Source organism: Tepidimonas sp. (assembly GCF_046292505.1).
Classification (GTDB): domain Bacteria; phylum Pseudomonadota; class Gammaproteobacteria; order Burkholderiales; family Burkholderiaceae_C; genus Tepidimonas.
In genome coordinates, this window is record NZ_JBKBQX010000206.1 from 1 (window position 1) to 639 (window position 639).

At 51.2% G+C, this 639-nt stretch carries 1 protein-coding gene; it reads right to left on the reverse strand.

From position 1 onward, the window contains the following. Positions 1 to 18: 18 nt before the first annotated feature. A partial coding sequence (locus ACK4TH_RS12775; RefSeq protein ID WP_409626984.1) for a hypothetical protein occupies positions 19 to 639 on the reverse strand: 621 nt, incomplete at its 5' end.

Consider the following 639-nt stretch of genomic DNA (forward strand, 5'->3'; position numbering starts at 1 on the left):
GTCTTAATCCCTTTGAAATCAGGGCTTGGTTCGGACGAGGCCCATATCGTCAAAAAGATCAGGGCGGGCCGTCTTAATCCCTTTGAAATCAGGGCTTGGTTCGGACCAAGGAGCAACCTGTGAGTGCTTTGGAAAAGCAAGTCTTAATCCCTTTGAAATCAGGGCTTGGTTCGGACGGAGAAAGCGAAACGAACCAGAGACGAACTGAACGGTCTTAATCCCTTTGAAATCAGGGCTTGGTTCGGACAAACTCCGCAGTCTCAAGCTGACATTCGAGGAGGTCTTAATCCCTTTGAAATCAGGGCTTGGTTCGGACGGAAGCAGCGCCGCAAGTGGAGCCCAGCTCTGAGTCTTAATCCCTTTGAAATCAGGGCTTGGTTCGGACACCGAGGCGAATGGCGGCCTGGACGTGAGGCAAAGCGTCTTAATCCCTTTGAAATCAGGGCTTGGTTCGGACCTCACATTGTGAGACTGATCCGTCAGAACAAACTGTGTCTTAATCCCTTTGAAATCAGGGCTTGGTTCGGACAAACATGTCACAAGCAATGCTGCCCCGGAGGGGGTCTTAATCCCTTTGAAATCAGGGCTTGGTTCGGACGAGGCCCATATCGTCAAAAAGATCAGGGCGGGCCGTCTTAA